Genomic DNA, 440 nt, shown 5'->3' with positions numbered 1-440 from the left:
GGCGTCGCGGCGACCGCCGCGCCCGACACCGCCTGATAGGTGCTCATCGTGGTCGCGGCCTGGATCCACATCCGCACGTAATCGGCCTCGTTGAGCGCGATCGGAATCGTGTTGATACCGAAGAAGTTCGTCGCGATCAGGACGCCGTGCACCACGTGGTTGAGCGCCAGCTCCGGTAGCGTGGGCATGGTCGCCAACGCCGTCGAATACGCTGCGGCCGCCGTCTCGTGCTGAACCGCCACGGCCGCGCTGTTCGCGCTCTGCTGCGCAAGCCAGGTCAGGTAGGGACCGTGGGCCGCCACGTACTGCTCGGAACTCGGCCCTTCCCACGCCCCGGCCTGCACCCCGCCCAGCACACTCGTGAGTTCGGCTGCCGCAGAAGCATATTCAGCGCTCAGGGACTGCCAGGCCCCCGCGGCGGCCAACAGCGACCCTGGGCC

Annotated in this window: 1 protein-coding gene; it reads right to left on the bottom strand. The window is 68.9% G+C overall.

Annotated features, from left to right (window positions below):
* Positions 1-440, bottom strand: a 440-nt coding sequence (locus ACRCUN_RS34260) for a PPE family protein (RefSeq protein ID WP_462146043.1), incomplete at both ends; no start/stop codon positions are given.

The sequence above is a fragment of the Mycobacterium venezuelense genome, assembly GCF_054919535.1.
The sequence above is the reverse complement of the archived record's forward strand: the minus strand, read 5'-3'. Positions and strand labels throughout refer to the sequence as shown.